Raw genomic sequence first — 19,301 nt, 5'->3', positions numbered from 1 at the left:
GGGAAAGCGAGTGTATCATGAAATACAGAAGTCTGATTTTTTACCATTACTCAGCGAACTGCTTCGGTTCTCAGATAGTGTGCTTGATGTTGGCAGCGGTCTAGGTGTTTTACTAGAATATTACGAGTCCAGGCTCATAGTAGCACTGGATATCCACCGGCCCTATCTGGAACATCGCGTCTGCCGAGCTCCCCATGTCATCCCTCTGAATGCAGATGCGAAAATATTAGATCAATTATTTCTTCCCAAATCATTTTCTGCGGTAACCATGATTGATTCTTTGGAACACTTTACAAAAGAAGAGGGAATCTCAATCCTTCAGCAAGCCGAAAAAATCGCCAAAAATCGGATTGTTATTTTTACACCGCGCGGTTTTTTTCATCAAGAAGGAGTCGATCATTACAACTTACAGGGTGAAGTGTATCAGAATCATTACAGCGGTTGGGAAGCAGAGGAACTCGAGAGCATTGGATATCAGGTCATTGTCCTTAAAGGATTTCATAATCAGAAGAACCCCTCTTTCGAGGAGTCCTATGGAACAGAACACGAGCCTGTTGATGCCCTATTGGCCTGGAAGATCCTTGATGAGTAAAAGTGAGGTGAGATGCTTGTGATTAGCAAACCTGTCGTGACCATCGTCATTCCCTTTTATAATTGCAAATATATTGGAGAAGCCATCGAGAGTGCTTTACAGCAAACCTATCCCCATATTGAAATTATTGTTGTAGATGATGGATCAACTCAGCATACAGAACTGATTACACCTTATAAAGATCAAATTCGCTATATCCGTAAAGTGAATGGCGGGACAGCTACGGCACTAAATACAGGAATTGTACATGCGAAGGGGCAGTATTTTGCTTGGCTGAGCAGTGATGATGCCTTTCTTCCCTATAAAGTGGAGACACAAGTGAATTATATGCTTGAAAAAGGCTTATCTTTTACCCAATCGGCTTATCATTATATGAATTCACTCAGTGAGCAGACCGAAACGATCTATCCGAAACTCGGTAGCAGGTCAGACATGATTCATACTCTTTTATCCTATTGTCCGATCAACGGTTGTTCCGTCATGCTGGCTATGAAGGTATTCGGTAAAGTAGGGCTGTTCAATCCGAATTTCCGCTATGCACATGATTATGAGATGTGGCTTAGATTACTTCCATTTTATGAACTTGGGTGTGTGGATATCCCGCTGATCAAGTACCGGATGCACGAACAGATGGGGACTGCAAGACATATGGAAGAGATCGAAAAAGAGGTAGCTGCCATTCAGAATCTTCATCGGTCTGCTTTGCTATCTTTACTGTGAATGGATGGAGGTGAAGGGCAGTTGCGTTACATTTTACCTGTATATACATTATGTCACGGCGGAGCACAGCGAATGATCGCGGAACTTGCGAATCGACTTGTCGACACGGGGCATGAAGTTTTAATTGTAATGCCAAGCCAAGGTGTAGTGGAATATGAGATCAAAGCACGAATTCTGCAAGTGAAGGAGACCATTTTACAATCACGCCATATCCCTAAGGGGGATGTCATTTTATCTAATTTTTACACAACAGCTTATCCGGCCCAGCAAGCCAGCGAAGAAGGCAAAGGGCTGCATGTTAGGTTGTCCTTGTGTTATGAGCCTACTTTTCTGAGAGATAACCAGTATTCATTTCCTTCCTATCATCTAACCCCTCATTTACTTGTACTATCCAGATGGCAGCAAGATATGATTTTTCTTAATCATGGAATCAAAGGCAGAATTGTACCTGTCGGTGTCAGCCGCTTTTTTCATAATATGCAGATCCGGGAGCAATTAAATGGTCCGCTGCGTATTACTTCGATCTACCGGAAAGAAGAAGGGAATTTCTCGTGGCATCGGGAACAAAAATATCTACTTGCCGAGCTTGATCTTGTGAAGGCCGCTCATCCAGAAGTGATTTTGAACTTAATCACACCTCCTGGAGAATATGCAGAATCTGAGGATATACAGTTTCTTCAATCGACGGGAAAATATAATATCTACACGCCAGAGAACGATGAAGAATTGAGATATCATTATAACCAGACAGATATCTATGTTAGTTCAGGCTCATACGATACTGGTTCACTTCCGGGTCTTGAAGCCATGAGATGCGGAGCAGCTCTTGTCGCTTGTTATTCAGGAGGCAACACAGAATATGCAGTGCATGAACGAAACTGTCTTATGTCTTATCGATATGAAAATCGGTTAGCTAAAGATGTCATCAGGCTGATTGAAGATGATCATCTGAGATTAAAACTGGCGAAGAATGGAGAACGCGACTCGAATGTCTTCACCTGGGAGAAAAGCTATTCCGAGCTGGAACGGATTGTGAACGATATCGTGAGCAGAGCCCACGCGAATTAGCCCTAAGTTTCTTATAAGGTTAGTTCTATATGAAAAAACCCCTGTTTAGAAGGCAGGGGCTGTTTCATTTGTTTTTAACGATACAAAAGATTTCGTTTTTCTTTTCGAGAATCTGCTTTTTTTCGGAAAAACAGTGTTCTGGTAAAAAACACACTAGCGTATCTGTAATTGACCACAATGGCTAATACAATACTGATTAGATTGATAGCAACAGCGAGTTCAAATACACTTCGAACATGGAAATGCTCTAGCAACAGTCCTGTGACAAAGGGGATTGTCGTATAGGAAATGGAGGTAGCAGTGTACATGAAACCAGTAATTTGTCCTTTTCGTTCGCTAAAAAATTCACTCATTACAGTAAGCGATAACTGTAATACGCCTGAAATGGTAAATCCAATCAAGAAGACTGCTGCAATCACAGCCATATGAGATTTCACGGTCAGAAGCAGTATAAATGCGAATAGGGAAAGAATAGGATATAAAAGAATGACACTCACTGGTTTTAACCACTTGCTAAGTGCAATAACAAGAAAAAATACAGAGACTAAGGAGCCGATATTATAGTAGCTGATCAGCTTAAGCGACTCTGCTTCGGTTAGTCCGATCATCTGCTGTCCATACGTAGGCAGCCAGAGCTGCATAACATATAGAAGAGCAGGTCCTGTGAACCCAAGTAAGATTAAGCAAAGTCCTTCTATCCGAAACTTCGGGGGAGAATGAAATACCGGTTTTTGGGGTGCTTCTTCCGTAACAGTCTTAGTTTCTTTGTTTTCGTCATTACACTTTATACTCGGAAACTTTGCTCTATAGATCAAAAAGGTATTGAGCAGAAAGATAACAGCAGGCAGGAAAAAGGCATATCCATAAAACCAACCTTGGTTCATGATAAATAAAATCATAATCGGCAGCAGCGATGCTCCGACAGAGATAACACCTCTTACTAATACCGTTGCTGAGCCAGCAGCCTTTGGAAATGCTTCAATGAGCGCGGGATAGGTACCCGAATCCATACAGGCGTTGGCAACCCCTGCGAGCACTGCAAAAATAACGGCTGTTCCTAAGTTTGGACTGAGCGGAATTCCGACGAGGAAGACAGCCATGAGAATACCTGCAATGATAATAAACGGTTTTCGTCCAAATCGATCCGATAATAAGCCTGATACGTATAGTGTAGCCAGGCGTCCAAATCCGATAGCAGATACCAGCAAGCTGATACCGGCTGCATTCGTATGAAGTGATTCGGTTAGAAATGACATATGAGATGCCAGAATAATATTAACCATCCCGTATAAGAAATAGTTGATGTACATACCAGATGCTGCGTGAAGATAACTATTTTTCAGGATATTCATAATGTACTCCACCTAACCGATAATGATAGTGAAAAAAATCACAAACGATAACTCATTAACATAAAAACGGATTGAAACTCTCAAACTGGAGTATAAAGTACAATTTTATATAAATCAATAGATTAAATATTAAGAAAATATGGTATTAAATGAAAAATATAAAGATAACTTTAGATAAACTTCTTACTATTTCCCTGACAATGTGCAATGACATAATCACGAAATGCAACGGCTGCGGGTGATAAATAGCGATTTTTTATTGTAGCCATATAGATATATCGCTCATAGCTTGGGTTAGAGATGGGCAGTGCTTTGACCTGAAAATGATTTAACGTACTGATCCGGGGCATAATGCCAATCCCATAATTTACAGATACAAGTCCTGCCATCGCATTATCCTCCTCAATCTCACAGATAATGTGCGGAGTCACGTCCACTTGGGCAAATAGGTCGTCAATAATGGGCCTTACACCGCTCGCCTCATTAAAGAAAATGAATGGATAACCGGCTGTATCTTTTAAATCAATAGAATCCTGATTCGCTAAAGGATGCTCTGGATGAACAATTACCACCAGTTCTTCTTTTGTGACGGGAATGAACTCAATATGTTCTTGTTCTTCAGGGAGAAAGGAACAGAACGCGATATCAAAGGTGTCATTTTTTAATTCCTGAATTAAAGTTTGTGTATTTCCTTGATGAAAAGAGAGCGTAATATCCTTGAATTCCTCACGAGAAGTAAAGGATTGAATCAGAGAAGGGGCAAAGTGCGGTCCGAGTGTGTAGATAAAAGCTAGATCAACTCGGCCATGATTGGGACTAGCAAGTTCCTGGATTTTCTGCTCACCTTTACTAAGCTCTGACAAAGCCTTGTCAACATGCTCGAGGAATACACGGCCATACTTGGTCAGACGAACATTCCGTCCTTTTTTCTCGAATAAGGGAACGCCAAGCTTCTTCTCTAGTTCTGAGATGGCGTGACTTAGACTTGGTTGTGTAATATGCAGTTTAGCTGAAGCCTGGGTGAAGTGTTCTAGTTCGGCTAGGACTTGAAAGTACTGTAGATGCCTAAGGTTCATAAGTACAACTTCCTTTCCTATGAGTTAGAAAGCAGAGTTATTATAAAATAATCTATAGAAGAAATCTATTAATTTTCACAAAAATATGAATTTGATTTATTGGATAGCTGGTTTTATGATGTAGCCATAACGTTCAGCTGAATGAAATTCAATTAGATAATGAATAGTGATTAGACTTACGGGCAAACGAAAAAGTACAGATGATCTCTCACAACAATAGAGCCGCTCAATCAGCGGTTATATTTTAGACTTGATATGTGAATTAATTCACATTAAGCGATTCACATAGAAAGTGTAAGAAGTTAAGGATGCGGGTCTTAAACATCTTAGATTGAATAACTGGAGGAAAAGTAAATGTATCCTACGATTTTTTCACCTTTAACAGTGAAAAGCATGACTCTTAAGAACCGAATTGTTATGCCGCCGATGGGAACGAACTTTGCTGGTACAAACGGCGAAATGACACCCAATCATATGAAGTATTATGAGCAAAGGGCAAAAGGCGGAACGGGACTTATTATTGTAGAGAATGCTTGTCTCGATTTCCCTTTAGGCTCCAACGGAACGACTCAGCTGCGTATAGATCATGATCGTTATATTCCAGGGTTCTACGAGCTGACAGAACGTCTTCATAATCAAGGCGCCAAAGTAGCAATCCAGATTAACCATGCAGGTGCTTCGGCAGCACCCGATCGAATTGGACAGCAGCCGGTATCGTCTTCTAATATTCCTTCAAAAGCAGGCGGAGCGGTTCCTCGTCCGCTTACGAAAGAAGAAATTCTAGAGATTGTAGAAAAGTACGGAAAAGCAGCCAAACGAGTGAAAATGGCAGGTTTTGATGCGATTGAAATTCATGCAGGACACTCCTATTTGTTATGTCAGTTCTTGTCTCCTGTATATAACAAACGTACAGATGAGTTCGGCGGCAGTTACGAGAATCGTGCCCGCTTCGCTCGCATGGTTATTGACCGGATCAGAGCAGAGGTTGGACCCATGTTCCCGATCATGCTTCGAATCAGTGCGGATGAATTTGTTGCCGGAGGCAACACTTTAGAAGATTCACTCCAGCTTCTTGATTATCTGCATGAGGAAGTCGACGTCATTAATGTGTCCGCGGCACTGAATGATTCTCTGCAATATCAGATTGATCAAATGAATCTGCCTGATGGATGGCGCTCCTATCTGGCAAAAGCAGTACGTGATAAATTTAATAAACCGACGATTGCGAGCGGTAATTTCCGTCATCCACAGGTGGCTGAAAATGTACTCTCTAAAGGAGAAGCGGATCTCATTGCGATCGGGCGCGGACTTATTGCGGATCCTGACTGGGTAAGCAAAGTAAGCCGTGGTGAAGAAGAAATGCTTCGTAAATGTATTTCTTGTAACATTGGATGCGCTGGTCACCGAATTGCACTCAATCGTCCAATTAAATGTACAGTAAATCCAGATGTCATCAATGGAGATGAATATAAAGAAAAGCAAGTGAAGAAACAAACGAATGTTGTAGTTATCGGCGGAGGTACAGCTGGACTCGAGGCAGCATGTACAGCAGCAGAAGTAGGCTGTAATACATTCCTAATTGAACAGAAATCGTATCTCGGCGGACTCGCTGCTGAAATCTCAAGATTGCCGGACAAAAAACGGATTGCTGATTTCCCTAAATATTTAAATCAAAGAAGCAAACGGTTGAAAAATCTCATTACCTTTACGGATACCGTTGCCGATATTGCTCGCATTGAGAATTTGAAACCGGATGTGATTGTAAATGCAACAGGATCTAAACCACTGCTTCCGCCAATTCAAGGGTTATTAGAACATATTGATAAACCGGGCAGCCGTGTTCATTCTATTTTCAGTCTGCTGAGTGACGTGAATCAGTTCCCTAATATGGAAGGAAAGAAAGTAGCCGTTATCGGCGGTGGTGCAGTTGGGCTGGATGTAGTTGAATTTTTCTCATCTCAAAAAGCTGAGGTTACCATTGTAGAACGACTTCCTGAGCTAGGTAAGGATCTTGATATTATTACGAAACTCTCTATGATGGACATGCTGAAGAAACATGAAGTTGATGTGAGAACAAGCACATCCTTGGTTGAAGTGGCAGGGGATCATTTCAAACTAGAATATGAGGGTGAAGTGAGCTCACTTGATTTTGACTTTGGATTTGTCTGCCTGGGTATGAGACCAGAACGTCCTGAACTTAGTGAGGTAGAGAAGCATTTTATTCCTCAGGGAGTAGAAGTTATTAATATTGGAGACAGTCTTGGCGCACGTAAAATCTTGGATGGGGTACGCGAAGGAAGAAATATTCTTTCTACCTTGAAAAAGATAGGTTCCTTGTAAGATTCAGTTAGAGGTGTCTGCGTGCTGGAATAAAAAGTTCTGGCACGAGGCTGCCCAAGGGAATGACAAACGAGTTAAAGATCTTGTGTATTGTCTATTGATAAATAATGAAGGTAAACAACTAAAGGAGATGTTAATCATGGCAGAACGTATTTCAGGAAAAACAAAACTTATTGGTTTATTAGGAACTCCGATTTCTCACAGTTTGTCCCCAAAAATGCATAACGAAGCTTTCGCTAAACTCGGATTAGACTATGTGTATTTAGCATTTGATGTGGATAATGAGCAGCTTCCTGGGGTAATTCAAGGCTTCCGCTCCCTTAATGTACGCGGCTGCAACGTGACGATGCCGAATAAAACGGTTGTTCTTCAATATCTAGATAAGTTATCACCAGCAGCAGAACTTGCGGGGGCAGTTAACACGGTTGTTAATGATAACGGAGTACTTACCGGCCATATCACGGATGGGGTAGGGTACATGAGAGCACTGAAAGAAGATGGTATCGATATCATCGGCAAAAAAATGACGATTACAGGTGCCGGCGGAGCAGCCACAGCGATCTGCATTCAAGCAGCACTGGATGGCGTTAAAGAAATCTCTATTTTTAATAGAAAAGATGCATTCTATGAGCGTGCGGAACAAACCGTTAAAAATATTATGGAAAAAACAGATTGCAACGTGAAGCTGTTTGACCTGGAAGACACAAACACTCTTTATAAGGAAATTGAAGACAGTACAATCTTTACGAATGCAACAGGTGTGGGCATGAAACCACTCGTAGGTCAAAGCCTCATTACCGACCCTGCTGTACTGCGCAGTGATCTGATTGTATCTGATGTCGTTTATATTCCTGAAAAAACACGTCTGCTTGAGATGGCAGAAGAACAAGGATGCCGTACAATTAACGGTCTTGGCATGATGCTATGGCAAGGTGCAGAAGCATTCAAAATCTGGACAGGGGAAGATATGCCTGTTGATTATATTAAAGAATTGTTGTTCTAGGAAGGCGTCTGCCTTCTCACGGCAACTCTTGTGAAAAAACGAACAAACTAATTCGATCTTAACAAACGAATCTACTCTAAAGGAGCAGTGGAATGTTGTGAAGAACAAGTATATGCCGACGGCATTAGCTTTGTATATTAACTATTTTGTACATGGTATGGGTGCTATTATCCTGGCACAGAATATGGGTTTCCTAAGCGAACAGTTAAATACCGATAGCGCCGGGATATCCTATGTTATTTCTGCACTTGGTATCGGACGATTACTCGTTCTGTTTATCTCTGGTGTACTGTCGGACAAATTAGGACGGAAACCATTTGTTTTTATCGGGATGGCCATGTATGCCGTATTCTTTATCGGAATCCTGTTATCACCGAACGTGACCGTCGCCTTTATTTTTGCCTTGCTTGCAGGGATGGCGAACTCAGTGCTTGATTCCGGTACCTATCCTGCACTTATGGAAGCTTTTCCGAAAGCAGCAGGAACCGCAAATGTTATTATCAAAGCGTTCATTTCTGGTGGTCAGTTTGCACTTCCGATGATCATCAGTGTACTCATTAGCAGCAACTTGTATTATGGTTACTCCTTCTTGATCTGTGTAGCGATCTTTATCGTGAATGGTCTATTCCTTATTCGCTTGCCATTCCCAGATCAGGAACAGCAGCAAGAACAGGCGGCTGCAGTAAGCTCTGTAGACGACAACAATTCTGCTAGAAAACCTAGCTTCTGGATTGAAGGTCTGTGCCTGATTCTGATTGGTTATACCGCAACAGCAACGTTTTATCTAATTTCCGTATGGCTCCCAACGTATGGAGAGCAGGTGGCAGGGATGTCAAATACTTCATCTTTGCAGTTGATCAGTTACTATAGTATCGGTTCCTTGATTTCCGTATTTGTTACCTCTTTCCTTGTGAAGAGTCTTGTGAAACCTGTAACTTTTGTATTTATTTATCCGTTAATATCCTTTATTGCACTAATGGTACTATGGGCATACCCATCTGCGGCTGTATGCGTAATCGCAGGGTTTGTCATTGGTTTCTCTGCTGCTGGCGGCGTATTGCAGCTCGCACTTACAACGATGTCCGAACTCTTTCCGACCAGCAAAGGAAAAATTACAGGGATTGTATATACGGCATCAAGTCTTGCTACATTCTCAATTCCTGTAATAACAGGTATACTATCCAAAACGAGTATTAGCAGCATTATCCTATTCGATGCGGTTGTTACGCTGATCGGTGTGGTTCTAGCTATTGTTGTTAATATCCGTTACCGGAAAGTAATGAATGCACCGCTAAAAGCAGTACAAGGCTAAGCTACAAGTTAATAGATAGTCTTTATCTCATAGTAGTAACAACCTTATACAGAAGACAAAGGAGTCTACCAACATGCAAAACACGCTAAAACCCGTTATCGTTAAGAACGTCGCAATTGGCGAAGGCGCCCCTAAAATTTGTGTTCCTCTCGTGGGTGAGACGATTGAACAATTAAAAGAGGAAGCGAATTTTCTAACATCCCAGGATTTTGATGTCATTGAATGGCGCGTCGACTTCTATGAACATGTAGAAGATATCGAAAAAGTGAAAGAAGCTCTAGCGGAGATCCGCTTGATTCTTCCTTCCCAGCCGATTGTCTTTACGTTCCGCAGCGCAAAAGAAGGCGGAGAAAAAGAAGTAAGCACCGCTTATTATGTAGAACTGAACCAAGCTATTGCGGCAACCGGACAAGTAGATATTGTGGATGCTGAGCTGTTCACTGGTGATGCAGAAGTAAAAGCGATTATTGATGAAGCACATAAGCATAATGTCTATGTGATCATCTCAAATCACGATTTTGACAAAACACCTTCTAAGGAAGAAATCGTATCCCGTCTTCGAAAGGCACAAGAACTCGGCGGCGATATTCCGAAACTGGCAGCGATGCCGCAAAGTGTCGCTGATGTGCTAATGCTGATGGATGCAACTCATACGATGAAAGAAGAGTATGCAGATAGACCGATCATTACCATGTCCATGGCGGGCAAAGGTGTGATCAGCCGGATCGCGGGTGAACTATTTGGTTCAGCACTCACTTTTGGTGCTGCTAAGAAAGCATCTGCGCCAGGTCAGGTGCCTGTCGAAGAACTTCGCAGTGTGCTGAACACGCTGCACAAGCATATGTAAATGAAGAATGAGAAACGTTTGAGCCCTTTGGGTTCAAACGTTTTTTTATTTATAGGTAAATTATGGCTTCATTTAAATCGTACGAAACATTATAATTCATTCTGGTATTCGTTTTTAAGGAGTTGAATTATTTGGATTATCCATTAATGCACCCACCATTTGAGATAAACGATTTTGAGGAGATAACGAGAAAAGAAGCACGGATTCATTTTGAATGGTATATAGGTGAGATACCAACAAGAATGGAACTTTTGAGAAAAGCGTATCATTTCACAACTGGTTGCTCAGAAAAAGACCTTGATTATTCCCCGGAATCTTTAATTCCTTTATGGGAATGGTTCGTTAATGATATAGCTGAAGTGATGAATCGGCCAAAAGAAGAGCTAGAAAAAGAGTTAGCTGAAACACCTAAATGGGTTCATGAATTTATTCGAGCTAAGAAACTAAGTGTCCATAGTCAAGGGGTTTCAATGGATATGGGATTATACCTAGCTGAGACACTTAGAAAGAATATAGAGTCATTATTTTGGGGCTTTCGTTCAACTCCAAAAAACTTATATTGCGTAAATAGACCCATTTTAATGGATACTTCAGATCGTGCTTTTATATATGCTCCAGCTCATAAGTTAAGCATCTTAAATTACAAGCTAGTAGATGGAGAAACTGATATAAACGGCTTATACAAATTATACGAAATTAATTATGAAAGACTTACTGAAGAAGCCTAACATTACCTAAATCGTTCGATAAGCACTTGATCAAACACATTTTAAATGTAGCTTTTTATTTATTAACAGCAGGGAGAAGACATCATGAGAAGAATATTCACGTCACTAATAATAGCCATTTTATTATTTTCAATCCAATTACCTCGCACGACATTTGCTGCTTTTGAAGAACCACCGATTGTTATTGATACGGGCAAAATAGTAAACGGCAGGACTTTAATTCCGATAAGAGTTGTTTCTGAAAAATTTGGTTTTAAAGTACAATGGGATCAAAATCTAAAGACGGTTGTAATTAGTGATAAAACAACGAAAATAACTTTAAAAGTGAACTCTAAAGAGGCAACTATTAATGAAAACAAGGTTTCTTTGGATGTTCCTGCTCAGATCCATAAAGGAACGACGTATGTACCTCTCAAATTCTTGAGTCACGCGTTTGGGGCAAGCGTGGAGTGGAATCAATCATTTAAGGTAGCTCATGTAACGTTTGAGAAAATCAATATCCTAATTTACACTCAGATAAAGCCGATTCCTTTAGTAACGGATGAACAGTTTAAAACCTTTTCTCAAATCGCAAATGAGGCTGCGGTAATAACGGATATTCGACAGGCTAAAGCATATTTTAAACCTTATTTTACAGACAAGTTACTGGGGAATATTATTTGGTATAAAGGTCTGCCATTTGATACACAATTTGATGCGGAAAAGAATAGTATGATTACTTATAAAGATATATACAATTCTGAAGCGACGATTTCACAAAGTACTCACTTTGTTAGTCTTGTTTGGCTTACACGTACGATGCAGTTAACATTTACAGATGAGGGCTGGAAAATACAAAAAATAGATTTTAAATATTTATATTTATAGATTGCAAAGTAACCCTACAAGTTAAACACGGTTATTATTATCAAGCAACTTGCTTAAAATGGGTTCGGTATTGTACCGGACTCATTTTTAGTTTTGACTGTATGACGATATACTTTCATTTGATAGTGCCATCCTTGATCAGAATGATAAATAATTCATGTTGCTCCGGCGTACCATGCATTTTAAACCGAGTTCGTGCATAAGACGTTGAACCTTTTTATGATTCACTTTTTTCCTCGATTGACTAATTCATTGCGAATCGGTAAGCAGCCGTACAATCGATCGGCTGTTTTTTTTATTAAGGTAAAGGGCAGGTTAGTTTAATGACAAGGGAATAACTCACCTCATATAGAATACTGAAAGGGGAGGGGAACACATTGCATAATATGATGAATAAGAGACAATTTATTGAGATGACAGTTAAAGAACAACGTTCTGTAGTATTTAAAGTTAATAAACAAGATGAATTTTTCCGTGGTATTTCTACAGAATTAAATGAGGACTACCTATTTGTTGAAACAGAAGAAGGTATAAACTTGAAATTTCTAATTGATGACATCACTGAGATCTATGCTGTCAATTCTTCATCTCCAATGCATAGTGCTATCCAATCCCACAGTTTGTTGAAAGGTAGCAAGGATGACCTTGAAAACCTTGTACTCCAGTTCGAAAGTTTAAATGACGATGTAAAGAAACAAATTACCTCTTCTTTATCAAAAGTGCTTGGTAAGCAAGTGATCATTTCGAAAATGGATATAACTTCATACAATTTATCTGAAATTGAAATGATTGCAAACACGATCAATGGATATATACTCACTATTAAAACACTGGATATTCGTTCCGAATTTTTCGAATCATACAACAATATGGATTTACCTGAAAAGACTTGTTTTGGAAAAGTGCTAGATTAACCGAGAATAAGCTAATGACAAGGTAACGTTTTATTAATCAACTAACAGGAAACGCTAGTTTAATCTACAGTTTATAACCCTCCTATTAGAAGCAAACTAGAATTAATTGCTCTAATAGGAGGGTTTATTATGATTTTAAGCGAACTTTGGCGTCATTATGAAGCGGACAAGCGAATCCAAGGGTTTAGTCCAAATACATTGAAAGCATATGCTTTGCAGCTCCGGATGTTAGTTACAGATCTTGGGGATATAGATATTTCCAAGGTTACTCTGAATCTGCTGAAGGAATACCTAGCTAAGCAGTCCGATCGATTAAAGGCAAGTAGCTTAGGGCATCGCATCCGTTTTGTACGTTCCCTATTTCGTTATGCATATGAAGAAGCCTATTTACCCACTAACCCTTCGCTCAAATTACGTGAGCCCAAAATGGATAAGCGAATCCCTAAGTTTTTGATGGAGGAAGATGTGATTCATCTGAAGATTTCCTGTCAGACACGAAGAGAAAGAGCTCTACTTGAGTTTCTTTACAGCACAGGCTGCAGAATTGGAGAGGTCGAAAAATTAAATATTGAGGATCTAAACTGGGAGAATTGCTCTGCCATTGTAAACGGGAAGGGTGCAAAGCAAAGAGAAGTTTACTTCACTACGGAGTGTAAAGTATGGTTGAAGAAGTATTTAGCAAGTCGGGAAGACTCCCGTAAAGCCTTATTTGTAACGGATACAAATCCTGTTAAGCGAATGGCCATTCCAACGCTAAGGTGGGTATTAAAGCGACTGGCAGATCGCGGAGCGGTGGAGGCAAATGTGTATCCCCATCGATTCCGTCATACTTATGCATGCCAGCTGCTTGATAACGGGGCACCGTTAGATTTTATCCAAGGCATGCTAGGTCATGAAAAAGCTTCAACCACACAAATCTATGCTCAGCTTCGTGGAGAGCGCCGGAGAGAACTGTATCGTCGATTTTTTTAGTATGTTTTAGAGGCGGATTCTCCTTTAGAGCTCCGCCTCTTATTCAACTAAACGGCAGGATAGTTCTAAAGTTTCCCGAATACCCTACATATAGAATTGTTTAGGAAGTTCGTGAATAATATGTTATGCGAAACCCTGCAAAGACATATATAAAATCTAAAAACCTTGACAAGGAGGTAGTATGCGAACTAATACAATGATTCTTATCATGTCATTATTTTTAATAATTTCGGGATGCTCTACTGAGGAAAAAGCAAATTTAGAAGACAGTATGAATGCTATTATCGATTATAAGTTGTATGAAATCGACTCAGAACAATCAGATAAGGTAAAACAATGGTTAACTAATGCTCGTTTGACAGGGGAAGAAGGACAATATTTTATTTTTCAAGATGGTAGTGAAGGTAAAGACTATATGTATTCTTATGTATATCGAAAAGGCTACTCCGATTATGAGGTTTCATTTATTTACGACCCATCTGATCCAATTAACAGGGGGAAAATCCATATAGCTGGTATAGAGGAAAATCCAATAAATGAAAAAATAGTAGGGATTAAATCCATAAATGACTTGTCTATACTTTTTATTTTATCTGATGAAAGATTAAAGAATAAATTGGAAAAGAAACTTGAAGTAGCTCAATGAAGACAGGGTATCGCATAACAATGTATCTTCGCTGCGGGCTTAGAGCCCTTGGTTCGCTAGATGAGATATGCAGAGAAGCAGATTCAGCTCACAACCCTGCGAGGCAAAGTCCGTTGGACCCGGTCGCTTGTGCTCCCTTAAGCCTCTCGGGTTCGTAGATACAAGAACGATAGTTTAATTAGAAAAAGTAAGCAACCGATCAATAGACCGGTTGCTTTTTCTTTAAGCTCCTGGACAGTTTAGGACCCATATTCACATTGCATGGATTAATAATGAAACCTACAATTTTAATCGTATTTCCATATTTTAACCTATAGTTATAAACAGACGATATGTTAGAATCTACGATTAAGTAAAAATTGGAAGGGAAAATTCATTAGTTCACGATTACAAAAGAAAGTTAAATAAAATAAAGGAGATGCTTATGTTTAAATTAGTAAAGGTTCATTATCAGAGAGATGCGAAAAAAATTTTATTTACATGTTTTATAATATTTTTTTTACTTTATTTGTTTTTCTATAGCTCAAGTATAACTACTATTACAAAGGTAGAAGGTAAGGAAGTTGGGAAATTCAAGAACTATATCACAATTACTAGTGGGAATGGCGAACGAGAAAAAATATCTGTGCCTGAATCTACATATAGTTTGGTAGAGACTAATCAAACTTACTTCATTACGTATTACCATAACTTTATAAGAGGTAATTATATTAAAAATCTCAAAATTACTGAGCCACTTAGAAAATAAATTAAAGAAAAAGTTTGTCGGACGATGGGATCTTCTACATAAATCCGTTGGACTATAAGCGTACGTAAAACTTTAGATAAATAAGATTACAGTCGATTAGGCTGTTCGGGTTAGTATAGGTAGCTGGGAACTGGTATAAACCTAGGAGGTGAATTTGTGAAAGAAGTTATTAAAAATGCTCTATTGGGTTTTGTCGTTTTTGTTGTTGGCTTTGCCATTATTTTAGTTCTTACAAGATCCGGTATTGAAGCTGAACTGACATATTATGCTGCTATAGCATATGCTCTTTTATACTTAGCTAGTGTTATATCTGTCTGTACAGCAGTAATTCTAAGAAAAATTACTCAATTAAAAAAATGAACTACTCATTTGAACTAACGAAAAAACGTTAGTTGAAAACAAAAGGGATCAGCTTGCCAGTTGGTAACTGCCCCTTTTTGCTAATCGGCAGGTTAACTTTCTGCTCCTTCCTCCCTTACTTTCGCAACTTATAGCAATCTTTCAGGTATAACTTATATAGATTCTAAAAAAAGGAGTCAACGACAACGTGAAAACGAAAAAGAATATATTATTTCTTCTAATCGCATTAATACTGGCTGTAATTGTCTTACTAAGTTTTTGGCTTTACTCTAGTAAAGCTTATTATCCAACGCTTCCTTTTGAAGGTGTATCAAAGAAAGAAGTTGTTGAGAAATTGGATAAGAGTAACAATGAACTAGTTGAGTTAGCAAATGTTAATGGGTTTTATTGGCTTGGTTATAGTGGAAATCAACAAGAAGGAAGAGACAAAGTCATAAGGGAAATGGAGAATCAAGGGTTAAAGTATGACTCTTATGAGGGTTCTGGGATATTTTTTGAAGGTGAAGGAAGGATTATTATAACAGGGCAGATGTGGACTAGCGACTATGTATTATACAAAGTGCCAGTAGAAAGTTATTTAGGTGCAGGGGATCATTAACTTCACAACAGGTTGATTACACTAACTGGAAAACAATAGTTGAATACAGTAGGGAGCAGCTTGCCATGAACCTGAACCCTATTAAGTAGACAGTTATAAAAAAAGGATGTGCCGCTATTCTACCGATCTTTAGATCTTTTACACTTGATGTATAAACGTGAGAAAGTCCTCCGTCCTGATCATTGTTTCTATTACCAAAGTACACGTAATCATGTGCTACTGACCAAATAGTACTGTTTTGAGATCCTTGATACCACCAAATTAAAGGATCACCCCACGAGGTAAAGTTAGTGCAGTTGGTTACAAACTGTCTGAAGCAAAAATAAGTGATGACTAGCATTCGTTGCACTTCCCAGGCAAGGTCATCCGAAAAAGATTTTACTAACATTAGGTAGCCTGACTCAGTTAAAAGAATTAATCCATTAAGTGCCCTTTGAAGAACTCACAAGCTCCTCTAATTGCATATATACAGGTTTCTTGAATATAGTCATATAGGCTCATTAATACCTTATTATTCGACAAATTTATACATAGTAGATCACGTATATCCTCCTATTTTATTAATTTTTTCTTTCTGTTACCATTATTAATATTAATATTTCAATTATTTGAACATTGTTTATTAAAAAAGGAAGAGAAAGCAGGGATTAATTTTGTTAATTAGTAAAACGATCAAAAGAGTAACAGTTTTGGCTTCAGCTTCCCTAATTTGTGCATCATTACTTGGTAATTCAACTACTTTTGCAAGTGAAAAGTTGTCTATTGAAGAAAAAAGGTCAGCAGTACATCAAGCATACGGTTTATCTGAAGATTGGGTAAATGATCTAATTGACGAAGATCTACAGTATTATTATGATGGTATTTCCGAACTAGTTACTTCTTCAGTTGATGAAAATTACTTCAAACTAGAAGAGGTCTATGATTATACTTTAGCAACTCCAGATAACGGATATAGTCCACTTCAAATTGTAGACACAAATGTATCTGAAGTTTCCAAACAGGAAGCAATGGAACAATCTAATAATAAAGATAATGGAATTACTACCATGGGAGCATCTACGACCACAACTAGTTGGCTTAAACTTGAGACAAGCAATGAGAAATATTCTACATCTCAAGGCGGTGCTTCTGCTCGGTTCGAATGGCTTAAGACACCAACACAAAAACAGAAAGATGTCCTTGCTCTTGGAACAAATAGTAACATGAGTGTTATACCCGGAACAGCATCAAATGTATTTAAATATACTTATTTAGATCAAATTAATCCCAGCAAAGTAATCCAAAAAACCAATAATCCAGTAGCCTTTCAAAGCGTTCTAGGTTATGCGTATGAGATGCAACTTCCACAAGTTAATGATGGAAACAGCCCTTCTCATCCCGATTATGCAAGAAACATAATAGGTTACATGAAGTATAGATATACTCCAAATGTATCGACATTGACAAAGGCAGATATCTATGCTAAATACGGTCATAATATTACAATTCTAAACTCCTCATTAAGTGTAGACATAAAAGGAACTGCTGGTATAAGTATTGGTCCAGCAAGCAAAACAATGGAAGTTTACAATCACAATCAAATTTCTTGGTAAAGAAGGATTTTAATTGAAAAAAAAAGCATATATTCCTCTATTGATACTTCTTATTGGATCTCTATTCTTTAATATATTTTTATATCAATCCCATAACGCTAAACAGGATTTATTTCAGCAAAACCTCAACCAGAGATTATTAAGTGAGCTTTCTTTCTTTTCTTCGAAACTTGAAGAAGGCAAAGTCCCTAACACTTCTGTTCTCAGTTCTGCTTCAAGAATTGATATCTTATCGTATTACTCTGATTTAGAAGTGAATACCAGTTTAGCAGAAATTATTGCAGAAAAAATTGATAATAATCAACCTTTGAAAAACGTAGGAAAAGTACAAGAGAAAATCATTGATATACAAGATGATCCGGATCAAGAAAAAATATTGGAACTAAACAATTTTCTTAAAAAATAAGACCCCTAGGGGTCTTATTTTCAGATTGTAGACAAAAGGCATTCTGAATGCCTTTTGTCTACAATCTGAGAAGGTCTATCGACCTTCTTTTTATATTAGGATCAAAGTTCATTTTGATTTTTTTAGAGTAGTTGTGTACAGCAGGGAGCAGCTTGCCATTTGGCAACTGCTCCCTTTTATTAGGACAGCCTATGTGTTTCTTGTATTTTAACTGAATTCTAGATGTAAATTTCTGCATTGTGATTGGAGGTTATTATCCTATATAGTTAATGCTTCCATCCTGCCTAGCGAAACCATAAATAACAACATTCAAGATTATCAGGCACATATGATCGTTTAAGATCCTACAAAATCCATCGGATATTTCTTATGCTTAATTAGCTATATGAGGAGGTGAAATTTATGAGAGAAAAAATAAATTCATGGTCTTTCTTTCTTTCAATAATTTGTTTAGTTTCGTATTTAGCAATGCCATATTGGATAGAAATCTATAGACATATCCATATGATATCCGTTCCAGACGCCTTTAATATTGTTTACATTCTTTCGTTAACAACTTTAATACTTGGAATAATAGGACTAACAGGTAAGAAAAATTTAAAGTCTATTTCAAGAGGAACAGTAACTATCTTAATCACATTCTGCATAACAGGATTTCTGAGCTTCTTAATGTGGATACAACAATCGTTCTTATTTTAATGAAGTAATCATTTATCAAAGTCATTATAATAAAAAAATACATAAAATTGGAGGCTACTGTTTGAAGGTTAACCTTAGTGTAATTAGTTATGTAGCTTATCTATTAGTTATATCAACCACATCATTCTTATTTTACTGGGTATTTAAGATATGGATAGCAATGGGACGATTCACAGCAGCAGATGCCCCACCAGGTGACATTGGTGCAACAGAAAAAGTATTTTATAGTTTCGTTATACCGATTGGGTACTTTGCTATCATGACCTTACTTTCATTTGTTTTTCGTCGCTACTTAATAAAATATTCAGTTAATCTGAAAACAATATTTATACTTGACGGATTGTAATATGAAGTGCGACACCTAGTTCAAAATAAAAAATGGCCCATGGCCGGATTCGTGTAGAATGGAGTTACCACACAACACCTACAAGGAGAATCCGCCATGAGCTATACACATCTTA

Annotated in this window: 20 protein-coding genes and 1 pseudogene; 18 read left to right on the top strand and 3 right to left on the bottom strand. The window is 38.4% G+C overall.

Annotated elements, in window-relative coordinates; genetic code table 11:
• The first annotated feature begins 10 nt into the window (after positions 1 to 10).
• The 3 genes from KJS58_RS16215 to KJS58_RS16205 are packed head-to-tail and all read left to right on the top strand — an operon-like array spanning position 11 to position 2,380.
• Positions 11 to 592 carry a class I SAM-dependent methyltransferase gene (locus KJS58_RS16215; RefSeq protein ID WP_213533946.1) on the top strand — a complete coding sequence of 194 codons (582 nt, stop codon included), beginning with the start codon at positions 11 to 13 and terminating at the stop codon, positions 590 to 592.
• Between the two features lie 18 nt (positions 593 to 610).
• Complete coding sequence (locus tag KJS58_RS16210) at positions 611 to 1,312, top strand: glycosyltransferase family 2 protein (RefSeq protein ID WP_213533944.1); 702 nt, start codon at positions 611 to 613, stop codon at positions 1,310 to 1,312.
• A gap of 21 nt (positions 1,313 to 1,333) precedes the next feature.
• Positions 1,334 to 2,380, top strand: a complete 1,047-nt coding sequence (locus KJS58_RS16205; protein ID WP_213533942.1) for a glycosyltransferase family 4 protein — start codon at positions 1,334 to 1,336, stop codon at positions 2,378 to 2,380.
• A 74-nt stretch (positions 2,381 to 2,454) separates the two neighbouring features.
• On the opposite strand, the gene KJS58_RS16200 is transcribed toward KJS58_RS16205, so the two are convergent.
• Both KJS58_RS16200 and KJS58_RS16195 read right to left on the bottom strand, forming a co-directional pair.
• Positions 2,455 to 3,732 carry an MFS transporter gene (locus tag KJS58_RS16200; RefSeq protein ID WP_213533941.1) on the bottom strand — a complete coding sequence of 426 codons (1,278 nt, stop codon included), beginning with the start codon at positions 3,730 to 3,732 and terminating at the stop codon, positions 2,455 to 2,457.
• Between the two features lie 170 nt (positions 3,733 to 3,902).
• Positions 3,903 to 4,808, bottom strand: a complete 906-nt coding sequence (locus KJS58_RS16195; RefSeq protein ID WP_213533939.1) for a LysR family transcriptional regulator — start codon at positions 4,806 to 4,808, stop codon at positions 3,903 to 3,905.
• Positions 4,809 to 5,162: 354 nt separating this feature from the next.
• Between KJS58_RS16195 and KJS58_RS16190 the strand changes: the two genes are divergently transcribed.
• The 6 genes from KJS58_RS16190 (at position 5,163) to KJS58_RS16165 (ending at position 11,905) form a co-directional block, all read left to right on the top strand.
• Positions 5,163 to 7,148 (top strand): NAD(P)/FAD-dependent oxidoreductase, encoded by a 1,986-nt coding sequence (locus tag KJS58_RS16190; protein ID WP_213533937.1) that lies wholly within the window; start codon positions 5,163 to 5,165, stop codon positions 7,146 to 7,148.
• A gap of 139 nt (positions 7,149 to 7,287) precedes the next feature.
• The gene (locus tag KJS58_RS16185) at positions 7,288 to 8,151 is read left to right on the top strand and encodes a shikimate dehydrogenase (RefSeq protein ID WP_213533935.1); all 864 of its coding nucleotides are present in this window, start codon (positions 7,288 to 7,290) and stop codon (positions 8,149 to 8,151) included.
• 97 nt (positions 8,152 to 8,248) lie between these two features.
• Positions 8,249 to 9,463 carry an MFS transporter gene (locus KJS58_RS16180; protein WP_213533933.1) on the top strand — a complete coding sequence of 405 codons (1,215 nt, stop codon included), beginning with the start codon at positions 8,249 to 8,251 and terminating at the stop codon, positions 9,461 to 9,463.
• Positions 9,464 to 9,536: 73 nt separating this feature from the next.
• Positions 9,537 to 10,310 carry a type I 3-dehydroquinate dehydratase gene (gene aroD, locus KJS58_RS16175; protein ID WP_213533931.1) on the top strand — a complete coding sequence of 258 codons (774 nt, stop codon included), beginning with the start codon at positions 9,537 to 9,539 and terminating at the stop codon, positions 10,308 to 10,310.
• Between the two features lie 131 nt (positions 10,311 to 10,441).
• Complete coding sequence (locus KJS58_RS16170) at positions 10,442 to 11,038, top strand: hypothetical protein (RefSeq protein WP_213533929.1); 597 nt, start codon at positions 10,442 to 10,444, stop codon at positions 11,036 to 11,038.
• Positions 11,039 to 11,122: 84 nt separating this feature from the next.
• The gene (locus tag KJS58_RS16165) at positions 11,123 to 11,905 is read left to right on the top strand and encodes a copper amine oxidase N-terminal domain-containing protein (protein WP_213533928.1); all 783 of its coding nucleotides are present in this window, start codon (positions 11,123 to 11,125) and stop codon (positions 11,903 to 11,905) included.
• A 168-nt stretch (positions 11,906 to 12,073) separates the two neighbouring features.
• Here KJS58_RS16165 and KJS58_RS16160 read toward each other — a convergent pair.
• Positions 12,074 to 12,180 (bottom strand): annotated as a pseudogene (locus KJS58_RS16160) (IS3 family transposase); the annotation flags it as partial.
• A 102-nt stretch (positions 12,181 to 12,282) separates the two neighbouring features.
• Between KJS58_RS16160 and KJS58_RS16155 the strand changes: the two are divergent.
• The 9 genes from KJS58_RS16155 (at position 12,283) to KJS58_RS16115 (ending at position 19,186) form a co-directional block, all read left to right on the top strand.
• Positions 12,283 to 12,819 (top strand): hypothetical protein, encoded by a 537-nt coding sequence (locus tag KJS58_RS16155; RefSeq protein ID WP_213533926.1) that lies wholly within the window; start codon positions 12,283 to 12,285, stop codon positions 12,817 to 12,819.
• Positions 12,820 to 12,948: 129 nt separating this feature from the next.
• A complete protein-coding gene (locus KJS58_RS16150; protein WP_213533924.1) occupies positions 12,949 to 13,791 on the top strand; it encodes a tyrosine-type recombinase/integrase in 843 nt (280 codons plus the stop codon).
• Between the two features lie 208 nt (positions 13,792 to 13,999).
• Positions 14,000 to 14,437, top strand: a complete 438-nt coding sequence (locus KJS58_RS16145; protein ID WP_213533922.1) for a hypothetical protein — start codon at positions 14,000 to 14,002, stop codon at positions 14,435 to 14,437.
• 424 nt (positions 14,438 to 14,861) lie between these two features.
• Complete coding sequence (locus tag KJS58_RS16140; protein WP_160037194.1) at positions 14,862 to 15,185, top strand: hypothetical protein; 324 nt, start codon at positions 14,862 to 14,864, stop codon at positions 15,183 to 15,185.
• 156 nt (positions 15,186 to 15,341) lie between these two features.
• Positions 15,342 to 15,545 carry a hypothetical protein gene (locus KJS58_RS16135; RefSeq protein ID WP_213533920.1) on the top strand — a complete coding sequence of 68 codons (204 nt, stop codon included), beginning with the start codon at positions 15,342 to 15,344 and terminating at the stop codon, positions 15,543 to 15,545.
• A gap of 187 nt (positions 15,546 to 15,732) precedes the next feature.
• The gene (locus tag KJS58_RS16130) at positions 15,733 to 16,143 is read left to right on the top strand and encodes a hypothetical protein (protein ID WP_213533918.1); all 411 of its coding nucleotides are present in this window, start codon (positions 15,733 to 15,735) and stop codon (positions 16,141 to 16,143) included.
• Positions 16,144 to 16,796: 653 nt separating this feature from the next.
• Entirely contained in the window at positions 16,797 to 17,735 is a 939-nt protein-coding gene (locus KJS58_RS16125) for a hypothetical protein (protein WP_160037224.1), read from the top strand.
• 13 nt (positions 17,736 to 17,748) lie between these two features.
• A complete protein-coding gene (locus KJS58_RS16120) occupies positions 17,749 to 18,141 on the top strand; it encodes a hypothetical protein (protein WP_160037223.1) in 393 nt (130 codons plus the stop codon).
• A gap of 760 nt (positions 18,142 to 18,901) precedes the next feature.
• Positions 18,902 to 19,186, top strand: a complete 285-nt coding sequence (locus KJS58_RS16115) for a hypothetical protein (protein WP_213533916.1) — start codon at positions 18,902 to 18,904, stop codon at positions 19,184 to 19,186.
• Positions 19,187 to 19,301 lie beyond the last annotated feature (115 nt).

This window comes from Paenibacillus sp. J45TS6, from assembly GCF_018403285.1.
GTDB lineage: Bacteria > Bacillota > Bacilli > Paenibacillales > Paenibacillaceae > Paenibacillus.
This window is presented reverse-complemented; position numbering and strand designations above follow the sequence as displayed.